A 20687-nucleotide genomic window follows, 5' to 3' on the forward strand; every position below is an offset into this window, starting at 1 on the left:
TCTAATGAAGAGAACTCAAGTATTGGTTGCTTTTCTCGCCTTAATGATTAACGGACTTGCGTTGGCACAGGAAAAAGGCACAGAAAAACAATTATTTATTAAAGATGCAGACGACAAATTTCCGATTAGTGAGGCTTTGATAAAGTATAATCATGGGAGTGAACATGCCCATTCAGGATCCGACGGATCTTTTAAATTTTCGGTTCAGTCTTTACCGGATACATTGGTGATCAATCGTGCCGGATATGATGAGGTGAAATGGATCATTACAAGTGAAGAAGATAAAAATAAAGTTATTTTCCTACAGCATAAACCGTTTCAGATCTCTGAGGTGGAAATTAATCACAGTTCGTTTTTATCGGCAATCACCAAAGTAGATTTAAATAAATTTCCGGTAAATTCTGCTCAGGATTTATTGAGAAAAGTCCCAGGATTATTTATTGCCCAACACGCAGGAGGAGGAAAAGCAGAACAGCTTTTTTTAAGAGGTTTTGATGCCGATCACGGAACTGATGTGAGTGTAAATGTAGACGGAATGCCCGTGAATGTTGTTTCTCATGCGCACGGACAAGGATATTCGGATCTGCATTTTATCATTCCGGAAACTGTTAATAATATCGATTTTGGAAAAGGAGCATATTATATGGATCGCGGAGATTTTGATACCGCGGGGTATGTAGATTTTCAGACCTATGATAAGTTGAAAAACAGCATGGTGAAGCTGGAAGGAGGTTCTTTCAATTCAAAAAGGATATTGGGAATGTTTAATATCATCAATGATCCGAACAAAAGAAAGAATGCTTACGTTGCCGCAGAATACAATTATACAGATGGTCCGTTTGATGTAAAACAAAATTTCAACAGAGTAAATGTATTCGGAAAATATAATGAGTGGATTACGGATAAAGACTATTTTAATATTCAGTTTTCTACGTTTAATTCTTCATGGAATGCTTCAGGACAGATCCCTGAACGTGCCGTAAATGAAGGGATTATTGGCAGATGGGGAAGTATAGATCCTACAGAAGGAGGAAGCACGTCACGTACGAATCTTCAGATGAATTATAAGCGTATTATTTCTCCATCCGAACAGATTGATGCCATGCTTTGGTATTCTAAATACAATTTCAATCTGTATTCTGATTTTACATTTTACCTTAAAGATAAAGACCATGGCGACGAAATTGAGCAGAAAGACGGCAGAAATATATACGGTGCAGAAATAAAATATACCAAAAGTTTTTCTCTGCCCAACAGTTCATTAAATTGGATCTCAGGAATAGGATTCCGAAATGATGATATTAATACATTACAGCTGAACCACGTATACCACAGAGATTTGTTGTTGGATAAAATGGCAGATGTAAATGGAACAGAAACCAATCTTCATGCCTATTCAGGATTGATTTGGAAAACGGGAAAATGGACCATTAATCCAGCATTCAGAGTAGATCATTTCATTTTTAATATGCATAATTTATTGGATCCTGAGCAGTTGCCTTCCGGACAATCCTCTGAAGGAACAAGGTTAAGCCCTAAACTTAATTTTTCTTATGCAGCTAATGATAAGATGATGTGGTTCCTAAAAACAGGAATGGGATTCCATTCGAATGATATGAGAGTGGTCGTTCAGGAGAAAAACGCGAAGACTTTGCCGTATTCTTTAGGTGGAGATCTTGGAGTAAGGTTACATCCTTTTAAATCGTTAATTATAACCCCAACCATTTGGTATCTTTATTTGCAACAGGAGTTTGTATACGTGGGAGATGATGCGGTAGTAGAACCGTCAGGAAAATCAAGACGGTATGGTGCAGATTTGGGAATTCGTTTCCAACCCTTGGAAAATCTGTATCTGAATGCAGATATCAACTATGCGCATGCCCGATTTATTGAAGAAAAGAAAGGCGAAGATTATGTTCCTCTGGCTCCGGTAATAACGAGTACGGGATCTGTAAACTGGGATTTCCTGAACGGATTTTCTTTGGGATTACAATACCGTTATTTGGGTGACCGACCAGCGGTTGAAGATAATACGCTTCGTACAAAATCTTATTTTGTGAATGATGTGATTCTTTCTTACAACAGAGCAAAATGGGGGGCAAATCTACAAATCAATAATTTATTCAACGTAAAATGGAACGAAGCGCAGTTTGCTACAGAAACACAACTGAAAAATGAAGCCGAGCCTATAACAGATATTACCTACACTCCCGGAATTCCTCTGGGAATAAAAATGGGGGTATTTTATAAGTTTTAAGGGAATTTTAGGCGCTGTAAACAGTGTTTATTTTCAGTACTAAATTTGTGTATATTTATTAATCATAACTCAAAATATGGAAGTACTTTCCAATTTTCAATATAAAAAGCTTTTTCTCCCGAATATTACAGAGAAAATTCTTTCTAATAACGCAGATATACAGCTTTACAGGCTTGAGGATTACCTTAAAGGGATTCTCATGCCTGTAATTCCTTACCGAACGACGTTTAATTTTATCATCTTTATTACCAAAGGACATATTAAACAGTACTTGGAGAATCAGGAGTTTCAAGCGGAAAAAGGAGGGGTTATTTTTATCAAGCAAGGGACGATTACCGCAACTATCGAATTATCTGATGATGTTGAAGGTTTTTTCTTAGCCTATGAAAACAATATTTTATCTGAACAGGAGTTGCCTAAGCATAAAACCAGTATTTTCTTTTTGCCTCCTTTGCTGAATTTAGATACCCTTACGTATGGAACAATTACCCAACTTTTAACCATTATGGAACAGGAATTATGGCTTAATGGCTTAAATTTAAATGAAGTAATTATTACGATGCTTCATCTTATTTTGGTTAAAATAGTAAGTACAGATTCCAACAGTCATCATAGATCGTCTACGCGTCCGATGGAATTATCGCTTCAGTTTCGGGATATTTTATTTAAATACCATGTGGTTGAAAAAAGAGTGGCTTTCTATGCGGCTAAACTATCTGTTACCGAAAATTATCTTACCAAATGCATTAAGAATGTAACCCAAAAAGCGCCCAAACAATGGATCAACGAGATGGATATCAATTACAGCAAAGCGTTATTGCATTCAAGTAAAGACATCGCCGAGATTGCGTATGAACTTAATTTTCATACTGCTTCCCATTTCACCCAACTTTTTAAAAAAATCACCGGAATTACTCCTAAAGAATATAGAGTACAGTTTTTGAAAGATAAAATGGTTGCCTCTTAAGTATTTTAAAATACACGGAATAATGAGTTAGATTAAAGATGAAAAATTCAGGTATCTTCTTTGACGAAAGGAGTTTACCTTATTACCCTTGATGAAAAAGAAAAAGAAACATTCAGATCCAAATTTATCAAGAAGTAATAGAATCATTACTATATGTTGTTGTGAATAATCCTCAGGTCTTCCTGGGGATTATTTTATTTTAAAACTTTAAGGTGTCATAAACATTTTATAAATTTACAATCAACAATGCTAACAGATATCATCACCAACAACCTGACCGTTATTTTTTGCGGAATTAATCCCGGATTAAAATCATCAGAAGACGGGCATCACTTTTCGGGAAGAAGCAACCGTTTCTGGAAAGTTTTGCATGAAGCAGGTTTTACTCCTCATCAGATTGAAGCTGTAAATGATCGGAGTCTTTTAGATTTTGGATATGGCTTAACTACAGCTGTCGAAAGGCCAACATCCCGCGCCGATGAGCTTTCAAAAGAAGAATTTACTCAAGCTTTTGAAAGTTTTTCATTAAAAATGACCAAGTTTCAGCCAAAATATATTGCTTTTCTAGGTAAAGCGGCCTACAAGGTATTCTCTGGAAAAAAACAGATGGAGTGGGGCTTGCAACCTGAAGATTTTTGCGGTGCTAACGTTTGGGTTCTCCCCAATACAAGCGGCTTGAATCGTGGTTTTTCCCTTGATGATCTTGTGATTGCTTATGGCAAGTTTTACCTTGAAATTCAGGATAATACATTTACATGATATTTATAAATGAATATTTTTTTATATAAAATTAAAGTTAAATTTCGATAAATAGTTGCGCAAATAGGGATTCGTTGTTACCTTAGTGTCAATATTTAAACACTTTTATGATGAAAAAACTATTTACTATTGTTGTATTGCTATGGGGTATGACAACAATACATTCTCAATGGAACCCTAATACTGCACAAAATTTACTTGTTACCGATCCGGGAGAAAGCGGGTTTGCATTCTCAGAAAGAATGAGCGATGGAAAAACCTACATAGCTTTCTGGAAAGAGGTGGGTGCTCCTACCAATTTCGAATTATGGCTACAGATCTTAGATCAGAATGGCAACAAGCAATTGGGAAATAACGGGATTCTCATTAGCAATCAAATCCCAATGGGAACTTACATTGCTTCGGAAAGAACAGCAGTAGATTCTTCAGACAATCTGTATATTGGACTGAGCGGGACAGAGAATAACAGTGCCTATATTTTTAAAATTACCCCACAAGGAACTTCAGTATGGCCTAATGGAATTAATATAGGACAAGGTTATACTCCTGAAATTCTTCCTTTATCTAATGGAGATATTATAGCCAGCTATCAGCCATTAAATCAAGAGTATGCAAAAGTTCAGAGATTCAGTGCCGGCGGACAACCGGTGTGGGCATCTCCGATAGAAATTATGACTGATGATCTTACAAAAAATACGGCTCCGGCTGATCTTTTTGAATTGCCAAACAATGAATTTGAGATTATTTTCCATCAAGTAGATACAGGAATATACAGCCATCTCTTTGCTCAAAAACTGAATTTTGATGGAACAATTCTTTGGAATACGCCCAAACAAATATTAACGAAGGGAACCAATATTGTGAATCGATATAGCGGAGTTGTTGATGGAAACGCGGTGTATTACGGGCTTAGCGTTTCGGAGAATTTTAGATTTGACGCCTATTTACAGAGAATAAATTCAGATGGCAGTTTACCATGGGGAGCTGATGGAGTTGATTTTGATGTAAATGAAACGAATTATGAGATGGGACTGAAAGTGTCTCATACACCCAACTCTCCATATATCTGGGCAATCTCACAGTATAGCAATCCTTCGCAAACTCAAAATGGCGAATATGTTCAAAAATTTGATAAGCAGACAGGAGCCAGACTATTGACAGATAATGCAAAACAGGTATTTCCAATAGATAGCACAAACATGTATCATATTGGGGATTTGCATTTAATCAATGATAACCCGTTTTTTGTAGTTCAGAAAAAAAATGACTTTAATGACGAGTCTTTAAATGCGGTTTTGTTAGATAATAATGGAGATTTTGCGTGGCAACAGCAATACATCCCTATGGCAACATATCCAGCAGAAAAATCTTTTGTATCCTCTTTAAAACCAATCAACGGACAAAATGTAATTGTTTTTCATGAAGAGAAATCTACAGATGCAAATCCTGTAGTATATGCTCAAAGTCTTGTTTTACCTACCCTTGGTACAGATGAGGTGCATGCGAATCATTCATCGGTGAGTATATATCCAAATCCTGTTGCAGATATTATTCATGTGAAAGGGGTGAAAGATCAAAAGTTCAATATTTACAATACCGTAAGCCAATCTGTAAAAAGAGGAGAGATTAAGCAGGGTAAAATAAATGTACAGGATCTTTCAAAAGGGATTTATATTTTGAAGATCGGTGATCAGAAGGAGGGGTATAAATTTATTAAAGAATAGTCCATCGAAATATTCAATAAATAAATCTAATCAAAGTATAAATTTTATCAGTTTTTAAAAATCATATTGAATCCTTCAAGTCTTAGATTTGAAGGTTTTTTGGGTAATAGAGAATCAGTTTAAAATACAAAATCTAAATTCGCATTAAGTTTTATAACAATTTTTTAGATTCCAAATAGGCGGTCAATTCTTTTTTTAATTGATTGATATAGGCCTCTTTTCCGCTTTCAATTTTCGGAGATATGTTTAAAGTATCTTCGGTACTGTCGAAATGAGATCCCCAAAGTGCCAGTTCAATAACAACAGGAATCAGGCTTATTCCTTTTTCGGTAAGGCAATATCCTGTACGGGCTTTTCCTGCCAATGGATATTTTATGATGAAGCCGTATTTCTCCAGCATTTTTAGTCTGTCGGTTAATATATTCGTGGCGATACCTTCATCAGATTGTTGAAAATCTCCGAAAGTAGTATACCCTTTTAAGATCATATCTCTTACAATAAGCAAGGTCCATTTGTCACCAAAAAAATCCAGTGAAAAGCTTACAGGGCAGGTTGAGCGTTGTGATATATCTTTCATTTAAGAAATCAATTAAAAATTACTTGCAAAATGAAAGTAATTGTATTTATATTTGCACTTGCAATTTGCAACTACAAAATTATGCTTTTGGAAGCATTCATGCAAATGGTATCTCATATAGAATTAAATGATTAACAATTAAATGGTAAAAACATGGCAAAAGTATTTTTAATAACAGGCGCGTCAAGAGGATTTGGAAAGATCTGGGCAGAAACATTTTTAAAAAGAGGTGATAAAGTAATTGCAACCGCAAGAAATACAGATGATCTTAAAGATTTGGTAGATCAGTATGGTGAAAATGTATTTCCGTTGCAGCTGGACGTAACAGATCGTGAAGCTTGCTTTACAACAGTAGAGAAGGGGAATGTACATTTTGGAAGAATTGATGTCTTGATCAATAACGCAGGGTACGGACTTTTTGGAGCAGTAGAAGAAACTACAGAAGAACAGGCAAGAGGCCAGATGGAAACCAATTTCTTTGGAACATTATGGATGACACAGGCAGTTCTTCCTATTATGAGAGCTCAGAAATCGGGTCATATTATTCAGGTTTCAAGTTATTTAGGCTTAATTACATTGCCGGTCTTAGGATTGTATAATGCCTCTAAATTCGCTGTAGAAGGATTTAGTGAAACATTGGCAACAGAGGTGGCCGGATTTGGAATTAAAGTATCTTTAGTGGAACCGAATGGATTTACCACCGATTGGTCAGGAGCTTCAGCAGCTCAAACTGAAGCCATTGATGTGTATAATCCAATTAAAGAAGCGTTCAAGGCAAGTGCAACACCCGATATTTTCGGAGATCCTGAAGCAACTGCAGCAGCAATTGTAAAATTGGTAGATGCTGAAAATCCTCCATTGAGATTATTACTCGGTAAAATTGCGTATTCAGGAATTAAAAAAGTATATGAAGAACGTTTGGCTGGCTTTGAAGAATGGAAAGATGTTTCCGCAGCTGCTCATGGAAAATAAGCGAAATTAATTTTATTTGATAGGTAATATAAATCCCTTTAGATCTTAGATTTAAAGGGATTTATAGATTGTTTGTCTTTATTGTTAAAATGACAGCAAATAACAAAATCTACTTTATTATTTGGATAAAAATAGAATATTTCTTTAAAATAAATCTCAACATGGAGAATTTTACTATATTTGGAAACTAACAAATTAAAATTTTATCCATGAAAAATTTAAAAAAAAATTTCTAGAGAGCAATTAAGACAAGTACAAGGAGGATTTGTAATTCCTGTATGTCCAGCTAAATATCGTTTAGTATGTACTTCAGTAGAGCAATGTGATGAAGGCCAACCTAATTGTTCTTGCTCTTGTATTCTTAGAACAGGAGGGGGTGCATAATAAAATAAATCCTACTAAAAAAGTTTTTATATATCCTGAGAACTTACATTAAAATTTGTCTCTTATTATATATAACTAATTGATAAAAATAAAGAAGAACTATCTTTACATAGCTTCTTTTAATATAAAACCTCTTTAAGTCCTAGATTTAAAGAGGTTTTAATTTATTCGTCTTTATGCGAGAATCATAATTAACAAAAAATCAGATGTGAATTGTGTAGTCATTAGGAGTTATTATTCAATTTAAAAATTCAGTAATAATTTATTTTTAAAAAATTCACTACTATTTGAGTTTTTTATTTTATTTTTATATCCGAAAAGAGTAATCTTTTAATTGTACCGTCTATCCAGAGTTTATTGAGGTGAATCGTATTCACTTTTTACTATTTGTTATTGAGAAATAAATGAACAATGTTTCGTTTTTCAATTGAATAGGATCGAAGACTCTCTTTCGTGTAATCCATCGTATAATTTAATAAGCCCATCACGGTCTGTTAAACTTTTTCAGGATAACGGAAGAATAATCACTCTTTATACAACCCATATCTCTTTAGATTTCTGAAGAGATCAATAGAATTCAATAAGTTAAGTTTATTAGTTAGTGCAGTCTTTGAATCGATGATTTAAAGACTGTTTTTTTTAGAATTCAATTAAAATTAATATATCATCATGAAAAAACTTTTTAAGTATGCCTTTTTTGTATCAGTCACTTTACTATCAGCTTCTTGTAGCTCAGATAGAGAAGAGATTATTGAACAAACCACGGGAATCACAACGGTATTCTATAAGGATGCTAACGAATTTGCACTAACCTATGATACCGCAGGAACGGTAAGTCAGGCAATTAGAAATCAAGCATTTGATTTATACAAACAAGGTAAATGGAGTGATCTTGAATTGCTTTTCAAAAGCAATAATCTGAATGGCGGATGGCCTCCTGCCAACGGTGGATACAATATCGTGGATGAAGTTCCTCTTACTACCGGACAAAAATTTGACAGATACAGTGGCGCTATCGGAAGCTATAATGGAACCGGAATTCCTAATTTAGGAGGAAGTTTTACAAGCCCGATCGTAAACGGATATGTCTATACTTTTAGCCAGAGAGCTTTAAATCAAACAGAAGACAAGTATGATTTTTACTATGAAATAGATGTTTTGAATAATTTATTATCTTTCAAATCTCAAACGGCTGATGTAATTCCTTGGTTCGGGCAAGTTGGAGGAGGGAAACAAACGATGTGGAAGATCTCTATTGATCCTGCAACAGGATTTCAGAAAACATGGAATAAGTTAGCACAGGAAGGATATATAAAAGTGACCATCAAAAAGAGTCCAAGCGGAAAATACAATAACTTAGCAGGAACAGTTATTCAGTAAAAATAAATTCAGATGTATTCAATATCAAAAAAAATAAACATTCTTGAGCAGGCGCTTGTGGTAAAGAATCATTTTATCAATGATGAAATTATTCCTTCTGCGGTAACAAAATTCACGTGTTGTAAATGCAGTTCTGAAAATACAATCGAGATAAAACCCTACGAATCGGGATTTCCGATCCTTCAAATTTACAATGAAGAAAAAGTTTTATCTAAGAATGAATTATTAAAAAATAAAATGGTTACTGAAACATCAAATAGAATGTTCCATTTTGGAGAGTTGACATTCCATGATTTGCCCACTCTTTATTTTGGAACAGATTGCACATCTTGCCATTCAAAGTACATCTGTATATTTAATTATGGAGAAAAACAACCGGGCCTAACTTTATTAGAAATTTCAGGGGTTTGGAAGTATGAAGAAGTGGAGTAATGAATTAAAATTTTGATTTTAATAATACCATTTGCATAAATAGTCGGGCTTAAATCTATGATTTAAACCCGACTATTTTAGTTTAAAATTACGGGTAACCATAAAAAAGGTGAAATTATTAGTAGTATTATTGCAGTGCTAATCGTTAAAAACTAATTTATAATTAAACCATGGAAATTATATTAATCATTATTCTGATTTGCTTTATGGTCTTTGCTTTTGTAAGATCAGGGAAAATAAAGAAAGAAGGAGATAAAAAAGATGCAAAAATTGCTAGTTTGAATGGAGAAATCAGTCACTTGAAAATTGAGATATCCAATCACCAAACTGATAAGCGATCATTAAATGACAAAATTCAAAGATTAAGAACAGAATTCTCTAATCTTCAAATTGATAAACGATCTGTTGAGAATAAAAATATTCAGCTTAAAAATAATAATGATGCTTTAAGTAAATATCAGGATATCATCAATATTCAGGTAGAATGCGATTATCTTTTAAAGAAAGCTGAAAAGGAGAGTGTAAAATTAAGAGAAAAAGCACAGTTGGAGTTAGATAATGCTCAACAACAGTCAAAAGAATCCCGCAGAATTGGCAGAGAATATACAGAAAAAAGGACGAGAGAAGTTGAATTATTGTACGAAAATGCAGTAAGAGAATCTCAGAGAATTATTGAAAATGCAGAAAATAAAGCTGAATCTATAGGAGGTGATGCTTATCGTAGTTTGAGGGAAGCGGACCAGATTGCAGACCGAATCAAAGCCATGAAGAATGTAATTAAAGGTTATGGTAATGAGTATATCATTCCAACCTATACTTTATTGGATGAGTTAGCAGACGATTTCAATCATAAAGAAGCGGGAGAAAATCTTAAAAAACTTCGCTTGAATAACAAATTGATGATCACAAACAGACAGGCCGGACTTTGTGAATATGTTGATGAGTACAGACGAAACATTGCTATAGATTTTGTAATTGATGCCTATAACGGAAAGGTAGAAAGCATTCTGTCTACTGTGAAAAAAGACAACTATGGTATTCTTAAACAGAAAATTGAGGATGCTTTTCAGCTAGTTAATTTTAACGGTGAAGCATTCAGAAAAGCAAGGATTTATACTGTTTATCATCAAGCACGACTTGAAGAGTTAAAGTGGGCAGTAGTAGCACAGGAATTGAGATCACAAGAGCAAGAGGAACAAAGGCAAATCCGTGAGCAGATAAGAGAAGAGGAAAAAGCCCGTAAAGAATTTGAGAAAGCAATAAAAGATGCTGAAAAAGAAGAACAAACGTTAAAAAGACTGATAGAGAAAGCTGAATCTCAAGTTTCCCGAGCAAATGAAGAAGAAAAAATGCTTTTCCAACAAAAACTGGAGGAATTACAAAATAAGTTGGAGCAAGCTGAAGAAAAAAATCAGAGAGCAATTTCTATGGCACAACAAACAAGATCGGGGAATGTGTATGTTATTTCAAATATAGGATCATTTGGTGAAGATGTTTATAAAATAGGAATGACAAGACGTTTGGAACCGTTGGATAGAGTAAAAGAATTGGGTGATGCAAGCGTTCCTTTTGAGTTTGATGTGCATGCAATGATGTATTCTGACGATGCACCTACGTTAGAAAAGCAGCTTCATAGGAAATTTATGAAAAGTCAGCTTAATAAAATTAATCCCAGAAAAGAATTCTTTAAATTAGGAATTAATGATATTAAAAATTATGTTGACACTATTGGAATTACTTGTAAATGGACCCTTGCTGCAGAAGCAAAACAATACAGAGAAACTTTGAAACTGGAAGAAGAAATGAAAACTAACAAACAGCTTGAAGCAGAATGGGAGCAGTATCAGGAAGTAGTTGATCCTGTAAGTTATGAAGAAGCTTTGGTTGAAGACTAATATTCAATAAAAAAATCCACAACTCCTAGAGTTGTGGATTTTGTGTAATAATATACTATAACTAAGATTCGGTCTTTAATAGGCCATAGTTCATTAAATTCGGTTCTTTTCCGAACAAACACGAAAATATGTTTTGGAACTCATGGATGTATTTGCATTTTATAGAATTTCCGTAGATTTTTAAACCTTCTACGATCTTTCTAGAACTCAAATCAATATCATACTTGATAAAAGTTTCGGGTCTTTCATATCTGATGCGTTGCTCAGAAGTATATGTTTTTAAAAAACCCAATTTTTCAAGCCATTCTTCAGTGATATCAATAGGTTTAATAGAATCCGCTGGAACTGAAACACTGCGAATGTCATTTTCTATTTTTACAAAATAATCTTTTTCATCATCTTGGAAGATCTCCGTAATCGTAAATATCTGATTTCGGTATTCCACTAAATTTTTAATTTTAAGATCTACAACGTTCATAATATTTTGTTTAAGGTTAAACTCTACTATAAGTGAGTAATTGGTAATGTTAGAGTTGCAAATATTATGCCTCGCACGGTAAATAAATTTAAAGTTTTGTTAATTAAGTATTAATATTTTTCTTAAATAATTGATTTATTGTTGATAACAGTAATGAGTGTGTGTTTTATGAAGTATAAAACGTGGTACAAGTGTGGTATGTAAATGTTTTATCGGGTAGATGTTTTGGTGATGGTAAGGGAAAAAGCGAGACCAATAGCAAGAACGAGGAAAATAATGAAAAAACTCCATGAGGTAGCATGTAGAATATAGCCTGTACCACTTCCTAAGATGCTGGAACCAAAATAATAAAAGAGCCAATACATAGAGGTGGCAGAAGATTTTCCTTCTTTGGCATGTAAAGCCGTCATTTGGCTGGCCATTGTATGCGCAGCGAAAAAGGAAAGCGTAAGCAATCCGAGCCCGAAAATAACAATATAAATATGAGAAGACAGGAGAAGACAAATTCCGGCAATCATAAAAACAATAGAACCTTTTAAAATATATTTTTGATCCATTCTCTTTGAGAGTCTGCTTGTAATCATGGTTCCGAAAACGCCGAAAGTATACATCAGAAATATAAAGGCAATCAGAAAATGATTTAATGAAAAAGGAGCCGATTCTAAACGGAACGTAAGATAATTATAAACACTTACGAAGCTTCCCATGAGCAGTGAAGCAATACCAAATAAACGAAGCATATAAGGATCAGTTAAGAACTTTTTCATTTGCTTCATTTTCAGGGAATAATCTGTTTTTAGAGGATGAAAAAATTTTGAATCTGGGAAAAACCTCCAAAAGAGTAACCCTAATACCAGGCTTTCTATCCCGATGATGAGTACTGCATTTCTCCAACCCAATTCTCCGGCAATAATGGTTGCTGAGATTCTTCCGCTCATCCCGCCAATCGTATTTCCGCTGAGATACATGCTGATGGCTAAAGCGACTACCGAAAGCTCAACTTCCTCCGTAAGATAGGCGAGCGCAACGGCTGACACGCCTGAAATAACAAACCCTTTAATTACTCCAATGGCGATTAATAAAGATAGACTTTGAATCCAACAGGAAATAATAGTCAATACCGCAGAGGAAAGCAGTGAAAATATCATCAGTTTCTTTCTGGAATAGCTGTCTGCTTTGAAAGCGAAAAAAAACAACCCAATGGCCATTCCTATGGTGGAAGAAGAAACGAGTAATGAACTGTCGCCAACCGTAGTATGAAACTGCTCTGCCACCATGGGAAGCAAAGGCTGAAAAAGATAAAGCTGGGCAAAGACAGAAAGCCCTGAAAGAAAAATACAGAATTTTATATATCGGAAACGGGTACTTTTTTTATCTGCTTTTTCAGGAATATTCATTATTTATTATCAAGTCTGTTTAAACTAATTTTAAATTTAACCACAAAAGAGGCAAAAGCTGTTTTTACAATTGTTAATAGATGACTACAAGTTCTCAAAAGAATAAAAATCAAAGATTTTTAAAGGCTAATGTTTTCTTCTTTTCAGTTTAATAATAAGCTTTATATTATATCATCTGATCTTTTGTACCTTTTGTGGTTAAATAAAAATTTTATCATTAAAACTCTTCTGGAATACCTCCTTTTGCTGAGTTTTTATACTCAATAAAGTTCCTGATTTTTTTTTAATTGGTAAAACGCTTTATTTCGATAATATTCATCGTTTAAACCGATTTAGAATCATGACTTTATTCTGAAGTTTTAATGGACTGAATCGTTTGAAGATATTCAGAGGGGGTAATTTTTTCAATGTGTTTAAAAACACGATTGAAAGTAGATTGATTAGAAAATCCTGCTTCGGTATAAATATACATAAGGGTTACTTTTTCAAGATCGTTTTCAGCCAACAGATTTTTAACACAATTGATTCGGTGAATATTAAGGTAATTATTAAAATTCGGAAAACCGTGCTGCCGTATGGCTTTTGAAATATAAGTACTGTTGACTTCCAGCTCTGTAGAGAGTTTTGAGATGTTGAAATTAACATCTTTATAGGCTTGTTTCTCTTTCATGATCTGTTCTATTTTCTCAAACAGTTCGTCTGCAGACGCTGAATCTTTTTCTATAGACACCGTTATTCTCGGCTCTGATTGCTGTTTTTCCTCAATTTCATGATAGATTTCTTCTCTTCTTATTTTGTCTTTAAAATAGATGATAAGCGAGATTACGGCAACATTGGAGATCACGAGAAAAGTGTCCGTCATTTTTACATCCTCTCTGCTGTGTTCCTGAAAATTAAAATCGAAATTTTTAGAAATAAGATACCCTACAATGATCGTAAGAAGGATAAATACACTGTAAAGAATAACATATTTTCTTGAAAAAAATACATAGGCAGCCAAAGGAATAGGCATAAGCCATACAAAACTTGCCACAGAGTTATTCCAAAAAGCAAGCATAATATAAAAGTTGTAAAACGACGCGAGAATCATGTAGGAATGAATCAGGATATTGATGTTATAGTTCTTACGAATAATGAAATAAGAATACACCATAAAAAACAAGCCACCATACAGATACCAGGCAATCGCTTTATCCGGAATAAGAAATGTGAAAATGAGCGCATAAATAGAAAGAATAACAGACATTAAAATGACATAATAATGAATGAGATCTCTTTTATGTTTCTCTATTTTTTGAAGTTTTATTGAATCTGTAATGATCATGTGTTGTTTAAAATATTATTTCACCGCCAGCAATTACTTTTATACCAATCAAATTTAGAAATTCATTGATGTAAAGTGTTGAATTATAATTTGATATTAATGATAAGCTGTTTTTGGGTTTTCATTGATGTGTTTAAAAATTGATTTAATGGAGCGGATAACTTTGCATTAAATCCTAATCGAAAAATTTTATTAACACAAAGATAAAAAAGACTTAATAAAATAATGTAATAGATCTGAAATTGTAATCATTATAAATAAAAACAGAATAAAAAAAACATGAGTAAAATTAAATTATCGGTGTGCAGTTTGGTGTTGAGTTTTTTTTCAGTAGGAGCGTATTCGCAAGTAGGCATCAATACAGCTTCTCCTAAAGCAACCTTGGATGTAGTGGGAAAACCAGATATAACAACCTCAGCAGACGGCGTAATAGCTCCCCGAATGACCGGAGATCAGTTGAAAGCAAAGGATTTGGTATATCTTACCGCGCAGACCGGAGCTTTAGTCTATGTTACTCAGGCAGTAAGCTTGCCTTCTGTAAAAACAGCAAAAGTTGATAAAGCCGGATATTACATGTACAACGGAGAAACCTGGAAATTTGCTTTTGGAGGCGCCAATGATGATATTGTGATTGGGGAATTGGTATATTATCACGGAAGCATTCCGGCAAGCACCTCGGGAGCCAATATTTTAGCGAGCACCTATCTTAATGATATTCCGGTGCTGGGAGGTATGGTAAGGCTTGATGCTCAGTTTGATGGCAATTCTTCAGGAAACGGAGCGGTCACTACTTTCAATCCGCGTCTTTATAACGTCAGTAATTCAGATATTAAAATTTGGGTTTCGGAAATGTCTACACATACAGGAGATTCAGATAATGGAAATATCAAATTGTCACCAGGCGCGTACAGACAGTTTGATGATGGGGTCTATTTATCACAAACTCATAATGAAACCGTAACTTTTGACATCACCATGCAAGAACCGGAACCGAGGTGGTATAGAGTATATTATGCATTCAGAGTGGATAATAAATCTACGACTGGAAGCAGCAATGCAACAACCTCAGACTCAAATACAGGAGATAATACAAGAGAACTCTTTTTATCGGTACAAAGACTGTATTAATAGGTGATCGGGTTCATGAAATCTAGAGAGTAAGAAGGTTCTACGCTTCCTGTGATATCTTACTCAATCGTTAATAATAGATAAAAGCCTTTCCAAATATTCATTTTCTTTGAAAACCTTATTGTAAGACTGTCTTACATAGGCAGGGGAGAGCTGGTAATTTTCTGGTTTTGAGTGAAGGTCTTCATTTTCAATATATTGATTAAGGTGAAGCGTATAATCTTTAATGTATTTACTAATCACCTTTCTCTTTATTTTACATATCGTATTGTTCTTTATTTTTTGTAAAGAGTTTAAAATAAATGATTTGTCTCCGTGGAAATTGATGACGTTGGCTGCAAACGAAAGATTATGCGTATCCTGCAATACAGAATGTTGTTCATTTTCAAAAATCATAATCGGTAAAAGTTTTTTAATAAGTAAGAAATTTTTTAAAACACAGGGACTGCAATATCAGATGATCATCAGACGGGTATTGAAAATTGCTTTTCAATGATCAGCATACGTTTTTTTCGTAATGAAATAAAGCTTGATGATTTCATGATATTAATATTTATTTAATGCTAAAAAATAAAGGATGAATTTACTTTTTGTATAAAATATTTCACTTCAAAAACCTAACCAAAATATCTTCCTTTTCTCAAATGTATCGAATTATTGTAATAAAAACCCTTATTAATGTAGTATTTCTTTTAAAACCTAGTTATTATTGATGTTTTGTGGTACCTGATAGATTATTTTTGATAAAACGGTTTATCCTTAATCATATATGGAGTCTAATTGTAAGAAACAAAAAAATAGCACTTATATTTCTAGGCTAATGCACAATGATTTTAACCAAAATATTATACTTTCTGCTATAATTAAAGACACACACGTTGTGATTGACTTCATCGAATCTTCGATTTCTGTAAGAATCTCAGCAAAGATTTACAAAATAATTTCTACAAAATGAACGTAGATTCCACGCCGCTCTGAAAGACAGATAGAATGGATATGGTAAACGAATAATCTTCGCTGAGTGAAAATAGAAGGTTTGACGTAATCAAACGCCCTTGCGAACTTAAAAATCAACGGAATTAGGGTTGAAAAACTTTGCGGTCTTCGCGTTAAAAAAAGAATATCAAAACCAGAAAACCGTAACCTATTGTTCAATTAAATCTTACAAAAAAAAACACTTAATAGATTGCTAGTGATGATGTTGATAAGAAAGATGATTTCATTATTGGTATCCATTTTGATACGTAGAGCTAAACACACACAAATGAAAAAAGAAAATTTCTCCCATTTATTGGGTAAAACACGTAATGAAATCAAGAAAGAAATGGGGGATAGGTTTAATTATTTTAATAATAGAACCTGGACCTATGAAGTAGGAACAGCTTGGTTGAGAAGAAAAATAGTGTTGTCGCTTATTTTTGAAGACGAAAATGTTGCAGAAATAAAATTAGACAAAATTTTTGGCAGGTGCTAAGGTTTCTAAATTTGTAAAATAGTATCTTTCGGGGTAATTCATCGTTTAAACCGATTGACAAAAATGGAACTCAGACAAATTCGATATTTCCTTAAAGCCAAAGAACTTCTTAATTTTACAGAAGCTGCTGGTCATTTATACATAAGTCAAAGTACGCTTTCACAGCAAATCAAACAGCTTGAAGATGAATTGGGTATTCCTTTATTTAATAGGATAGGAAAGCGCATTGTGCTCACAGAAGCCGGTGCGGTTTTTTCAGAATATGCAGAAAAAAGCCTCCTTAAATCACAGGAAGGCTTTTTGGCTTTACGGGATTTGAAAGAATTAAAAAAAGGGGAGCTTACAATAGGAGTGACATACGGAATGCGTTCTACTTTAATAGAAGCGCTCATTCGGTTTTCTAAACAATATCCGGGAGTGAGGGTAAATATCGTTTTCGGAACTACTTCTGAGCTGATTGAAAAGCTGAGCCATCTGGAAATTGATTTTGCACTGACTTTTGCTACAGGAGCCCAGCAAAAGATTTTTAATTACATCCCTCTCTTTACTTCTCCAATGACATTGGTAGCTTCAAAAAAATCTGATTTTAAGGATAAAGAAAGCATTACGTTAAAAGAAATCACAGAATTACCCTTAGCGTTGCCTACAAAAGGGTATAGCACCACTAAATTTGTTACTGAAGCTTTTGAAAGCAATAATTTATCGCCTCAAATTCTCATAGAAATAAATGATATTCCCACTTTGCTTGAGCTTACCAAAAGTGGAAATTGGTTTACCATTTTAGCACAAACAACAGTCACCGAAAAAGATGATTTGCTTACCATCCCGATCAAAGGGAAGAATATGATCCGCACCGCGATGTTGATTTCTTTAAAAGATGCGTATGAAAAAAAAGCAATGACTGTTTTTTATTCCTATTTAAATGTAAAATAGAACCATCACACCGAAATTATCTTATTTCTTACTATTTTTTTTGTTTCTATAACTCTACTTATTCATGGTACAAAAGTTTTCATGTAAATGTTAAAATTTTCATAAATGATTTTGTCTATAATAATTAATGTTTTTATCATTATAATAAGTGGTTAGCGTACTATAAATAGGAATCATGATAGTGGAGTTATTTTTAGTTAATTATTGTATTTTCGCTAAATTTAAGTCATTATAAATAAATAATTAACTAATTTTAATAATAATTTGACGCTTTTTTGTTGATTTTATAATTTATATGTTGTAGATTCACACAATAAATACTAATAATCAATTAGAAATATGAAAAAATTATATTATCTATTGTAATGGCTATTTCGGCTTTTGCAATAAATGCTAACGCGCAAGTTGGGATTCAAACATCCAATCCGCAAGGCGTTTTTAATATAGATGCTGCCAGAGATAACCCGGCAACAGGAGTTCCTACAGGAGCTCAACAAGCCAATGATATTGCGGTAACAGCTACAGGAAGCATGGGAGTTGGGACGACTGCCCCTGCTGCGAAAGTTGATATTGTGGGAACTACTTTTGGGATTAAAAATTCCTCAGCAAGTGGAAGTTGGGATAATTTATGGTTTAATGTTACTCCAAGTATCCCATCTATCAATGCTTCCGGAGCGGAATCGGGATTGCAATTTAATGTAGGATCAAATTCTGTAGGTACCTATGGTGATGGTCAAACGTTAACAACAGTGGCTACCATGCTATCTACCGGAAATATGGGAGTGGGAACTACAAACCCACTTACAAAGTTTCATGTAGAAGGAGCAGAAGTTAGGCTTACTAATGCTGCTTCCAGATGGGGACTTGACCCTGAAGGAACATCACCTACTTCCCAATTCAGTATTATTGACCGTACCAATAGTGTTCGTCGTTTAGTATTGCTTGAAAACGGAAATGCCTTTATGGGGGGAGCACTTGGTACTAATGGAGGAAATGCAACCATAAGCAGTGTTGGAGGAAGTGTAGGAATTGGTAATAATGGATCTCCAACCAATACGTTGGACGTAAACGGTACAACAAGAGTGAGAACAATGACTCAGGTTGCCGGATCTAATGCAGTAACACCTGTATATTCTGATGCTAATGGTGTGTTGTCAAAGGCTTCTGTTTCATTGACTTATGGTTCTGTTATTTCAAATACGGTTTCAGTAGCAAGTGGTGCTACCAATACATTTATTACGGCCGGTATGGTTGATAATGCTATATATAAAGCAGTTGTTACATCGGGTGATGCTTGCGGCTATGCTATTGTAGCAGAATATTATGTTTTTAATATTGCTGCTAATAGTAATTTTTCCATTAGAGGAATAAGTGGGCTTATAAGCAATAGCACTAATAATACTAAGGGACCTACTTTTAATGAAATCGACAAGAATACAACAGCTACGTCATGGACTGGTAAACCTACTTGTGCAGACACAGGAAATTCAACGGCTTTAAATTTCACCTTGATAATGCCTTCTGGTAGTCAAATAAATGTTAAAAATGATGGTAATATTACCAGATCATATACAATAGTTCTTACAAGGCTTACTTAAAAATAAAATTTTATTATTACCCCTCATAATAATGAACTTCAAAAATTGACAATTTTAATATTCTTGTCATCAATTATAAACACACCTATTAAAAAAATAGAATTACTTATTATCCCTCATAATAAGTAAGGACAATATTTTTACTCTTAGATTCTAAACACACAAATCAAGCCGGATCGTCGATATCCGGCTTTTTCATGAAAAATATAAAACAAAAAACCTCCCAAAAAATGAGAGGTTAAATAAAAATTGACTGTATATTGAATTTAATTCAATCGTTATTTGTGGTTTTCAAGCCATTGTAGGCGTCGCTCATCGGGAAGGTGTTTCACTTTGAAATTTTCAAAAGTGGCATTGAAGCCATTTCCGTCCGGGCAAGCAGCCATTAAACCAACCATAACAGGAACATTATCCTGTAAATGTGCATTGCGCATCATGATATAGTTTTTATCATCAAATGAATAAAAGATTTCTACTGCATCAAGCCTTCTTACCGCTTTTATCCATACAGAAGGAGGGGTTTTGTCTAAAGTGATTACGCTCCAGTCACTTGTTGTATGGGTAACAACCGTGCTTAGGTTATATTTACCATCCACAAATTCAACACCTGCTTTGATATAGTGATCTTTATCTATTCTCAACATCAGTCCCATTTGGTCAAATCTCGCTTTGTAGTTTCCTGTGATTTTTACTTTCGCTTCAAATTCTCCACCATAAGTCGTATAATAAAAAGGAGCGTCGTCTACAGTGAAGCCATAGTGTGAAATTCTCCAGTAATCACTTTGTGGCGTGACAACCATTGATAAAGTATTGTTTTTAATTTCCCATTTTTCAGGTTCATTGAACCAGGTCATCTTTTCTAAAGTCTGCGCAAAACTCTTCTGAACCAGCAGTAGCACGCAAAAACTTAAAATTATTCTCTTCATGATCTTTCTTTGTCAGTGTAACTGGATGTAAATTTTTAACTTAGCAAAAGTAAAAGTTTACCGTCTTATCATCAATGATTAT

General features: G+C 34.0%; 18 protein-coding genes. 12 read left to right on the forward strand and 6 right to left on the reverse strand.

Going from position 1 to position 20687, the window contains the following annotated elements:
• Window positions 1-4: 4 nt before the first annotated feature.
• The 4 genes from AMQ68_RS00385 (at window position 5) to AMQ68_RS00400 (ending at window position 5707) form a co-directional block, all read left to right on the forward strand.
• Window positions 5-2257 carry a TonB-dependent receptor plug domain-containing protein gene (locus tag AMQ68_RS00385; protein ID WP_054508660.1) on the forward strand — a complete coding sequence of 751 codons (2253 nt, stop codon included), beginning with the start codon at window positions 5-7 and terminating at the stop codon, window positions 2255-2257.
• Between the two features lie 76 nt (window positions 2258-2333).
• Window positions 2334-3224 (forward strand): AraC family transcriptional regulator, encoded by an 891-nt coding sequence (locus tag AMQ68_RS00390; protein WP_054508661.1) that lies wholly within the window; start codon window positions 2334-2336, stop codon window positions 3222-3224.
• 246 nt (window positions 3225-3470) lie between these two features.
• Complete coding sequence (gene mug, locus AMQ68_RS00395) at window positions 3471-3983, forward strand: G/U mismatch-specific DNA glycosylase (protein ID WP_054508662.1); 513 nt, start codon at window positions 3471-3473, stop codon at window positions 3981-3983.
• 110 nt (window positions 3984-4093) lie between these two features.
• Window positions 4094-5707 carry a T9SS type A sorting domain-containing protein gene (locus AMQ68_RS00400; protein WP_160317952.1) on the forward strand — a complete coding sequence of 538 codons (1614 nt, stop codon included), beginning with the start codon at window positions 4094-4096 and terminating at the stop codon, window positions 5705-5707.
• A gap of 151 nt (window positions 5708-5858) precedes the next feature.
• Here AMQ68_RS00400 and AMQ68_RS00405 read toward each other — a convergent pair whose 3' ends face one another.
• The gene (locus AMQ68_RS00405; RefSeq protein WP_054508664.1) at window positions 5859-6284 is read right to left on the reverse strand and encodes a helix-turn-helix domain-containing protein; all 426 of its coding nucleotides are present in this window, start codon (window positions 6282-6284) and stop codon (window positions 5859-5861) included.
• A 153-nt stretch (window positions 6285-6437) separates the two neighbouring features.
• On the opposite strand from AMQ68_RS00405, the gene AMQ68_RS00410 reads away from it, so the two are divergent.
• The 4 genes from AMQ68_RS00410 (at window position 6438) to AMQ68_RS00425 (ending at window position 11347) form a co-directional block, all read left to right on the forward strand.
• A complete protein-coding gene (locus AMQ68_RS00410) occupies window positions 6438-7256 on the forward strand; it encodes an SDR family oxidoreductase (protein ID WP_054508665.1) in 819 nt (272 codons plus the stop codon).
• Between the two features lie 1053 nt (window positions 7257-8309).
• The gene (locus tag AMQ68_RS00415) at window positions 8310-9020 is read left to right on the forward strand and encodes a glycohydrolase toxin TNT-related protein (RefSeq protein WP_054508666.1); all 711 of its coding nucleotides are present in this window, start codon (window positions 8310-8312) and stop codon (window positions 9018-9020) included.
• 12 nt (window positions 9021-9032) lie between these two features.
• On the forward strand, window positions 9033-9452 hold the full coding sequence (locus AMQ68_RS00420) for a hypothetical protein (protein WP_054508667.1): 420 nt from the start codon (window positions 9033-9035) through the stop codon (window positions 9450-9452).
• Window positions 9453-9622: 170 nt separating this feature from the next.
• Entirely contained in the window at window positions 9623-11347 is a 1725-nt protein-coding gene (locus AMQ68_RS00425) for a DUF4041 domain-containing protein (protein ID WP_071254632.1), read from the forward strand.
• Window positions 11348-11408: 61 nt separating this feature from the next.
• Here AMQ68_RS00425 and AMQ68_RS00430 read toward each other — a convergent pair whose 3' ends face one another.
• The 3 genes from AMQ68_RS00430 to AMQ68_RS00440 all read right to left on the reverse strand — a co-directional run bounded on the left by AMQ68_RS00430 (window position 11409) and on the right by AMQ68_RS00440 (window position 14546).
• Complete coding sequence (locus AMQ68_RS00430; RefSeq protein WP_054508669.1) at window positions 11409-11825, reverse strand: hypothetical protein; 417 nt, start codon at window positions 11823-11825, stop codon at window positions 11409-11411.
• A gap of 209 nt (window positions 11826-12034) precedes the next feature.
• The gene (locus AMQ68_RS00435; RefSeq protein WP_054508670.1) at window positions 12035-13222 is read right to left on the reverse strand and encodes an MFS transporter; all 1188 of its coding nucleotides are present in this window, start codon (window positions 13220-13222) and stop codon (window positions 12035-12037) included.
• Window positions 13223-13568: 346 nt separating this feature from the next.
• Window positions 13569-14546 carry an AraC family transcriptional regulator gene (locus AMQ68_RS00440; protein ID WP_054508671.1) on the reverse strand — a complete coding sequence of 326 codons (978 nt, stop codon included), beginning with the start codon at window positions 14544-14546 and terminating at the stop codon, window positions 13569-13571.
• A 279-nt stretch (window positions 14547-14825) separates the two neighbouring features.
• Here AMQ68_RS00440 and AMQ68_RS00445 point away from each other — a divergent pair, with 279 nt between their 5' ends.
• Window positions 14826-15674, forward strand: a complete 849-nt coding sequence (locus tag AMQ68_RS00445; protein WP_054508672.1) for a hypothetical protein — start codon at window positions 14826-14828, stop codon at window positions 15672-15674.
• 63 nt (window positions 15675-15737) lie between these two features.
• Here AMQ68_RS00445 and AMQ68_RS00450 read toward each other — a convergent pair whose 3' ends face one another.
• Window positions 15738-16070, reverse strand: coding sequence for a hypothetical protein (locus AMQ68_RS00450; protein ID WP_054508673.1), 333 nt, complete (start codon window positions 16068-16070; stop codon window positions 15738-15740).
• 868 nt (window positions 16071-16938) lie between these two features.
• Between AMQ68_RS00450 and AMQ68_RS00455 the strand changes: the two genes are divergently transcribed.
• The 3 genes from AMQ68_RS00455 (at window position 16939) to AMQ68_RS00465 (ending at window position 19679) form a co-directional block, all read left to right on the forward strand.
• Window positions 16939-17148 carry a hypothetical protein gene (locus AMQ68_RS00455; RefSeq protein WP_054508674.1) on the forward strand — a complete coding sequence of 70 codons (210 nt, stop codon included), beginning with the start codon at window positions 16939-16941 and terminating at the stop codon, window positions 17146-17148.
• A gap of 63 nt (window positions 17149-17211) precedes the next feature.
• A complete protein-coding gene (locus AMQ68_RS00460; protein ID WP_054508675.1) occupies window positions 17212-18081 on the forward strand; it encodes a LysR substrate-binding domain-containing protein in 870 nt (289 codons plus the stop codon).
• A gap of 365 nt (window positions 18082-18446) precedes the next feature.
• On the forward strand, window positions 18447-19679 hold the full coding sequence (locus AMQ68_RS00465; RefSeq protein WP_054508676.1) for a hypothetical protein: 1233 nt from the start codon (window positions 18447-18449) through the stop codon (window positions 19677-19679).
• Window positions 19680-19957: 278 nt separating this feature from the next.
• Here AMQ68_RS00465 and AMQ68_RS00470 read toward each other — a convergent pair whose 3' ends face one another.
• Window positions 19958-20605 carry a DUF1349 domain-containing protein gene (locus AMQ68_RS00470; RefSeq protein ID WP_054508677.1) on the reverse strand — a complete coding sequence of 216 codons (648 nt, stop codon included), beginning with the start codon at window positions 20603-20605 and terminating at the stop codon, window positions 19958-19960.
• Window positions 20606-20687: the final 82 nt, after the last annotated feature.

Origin of the sequence: Chryseobacterium sp. ERMR1:04, from assembly GCF_001297705.1 — a bacterium.
Classification (GTDB): Bacteria; Bacteroidota; Bacteroidia; order Flavobacteriales; family Weeksellaceae; genus Chryseobacterium.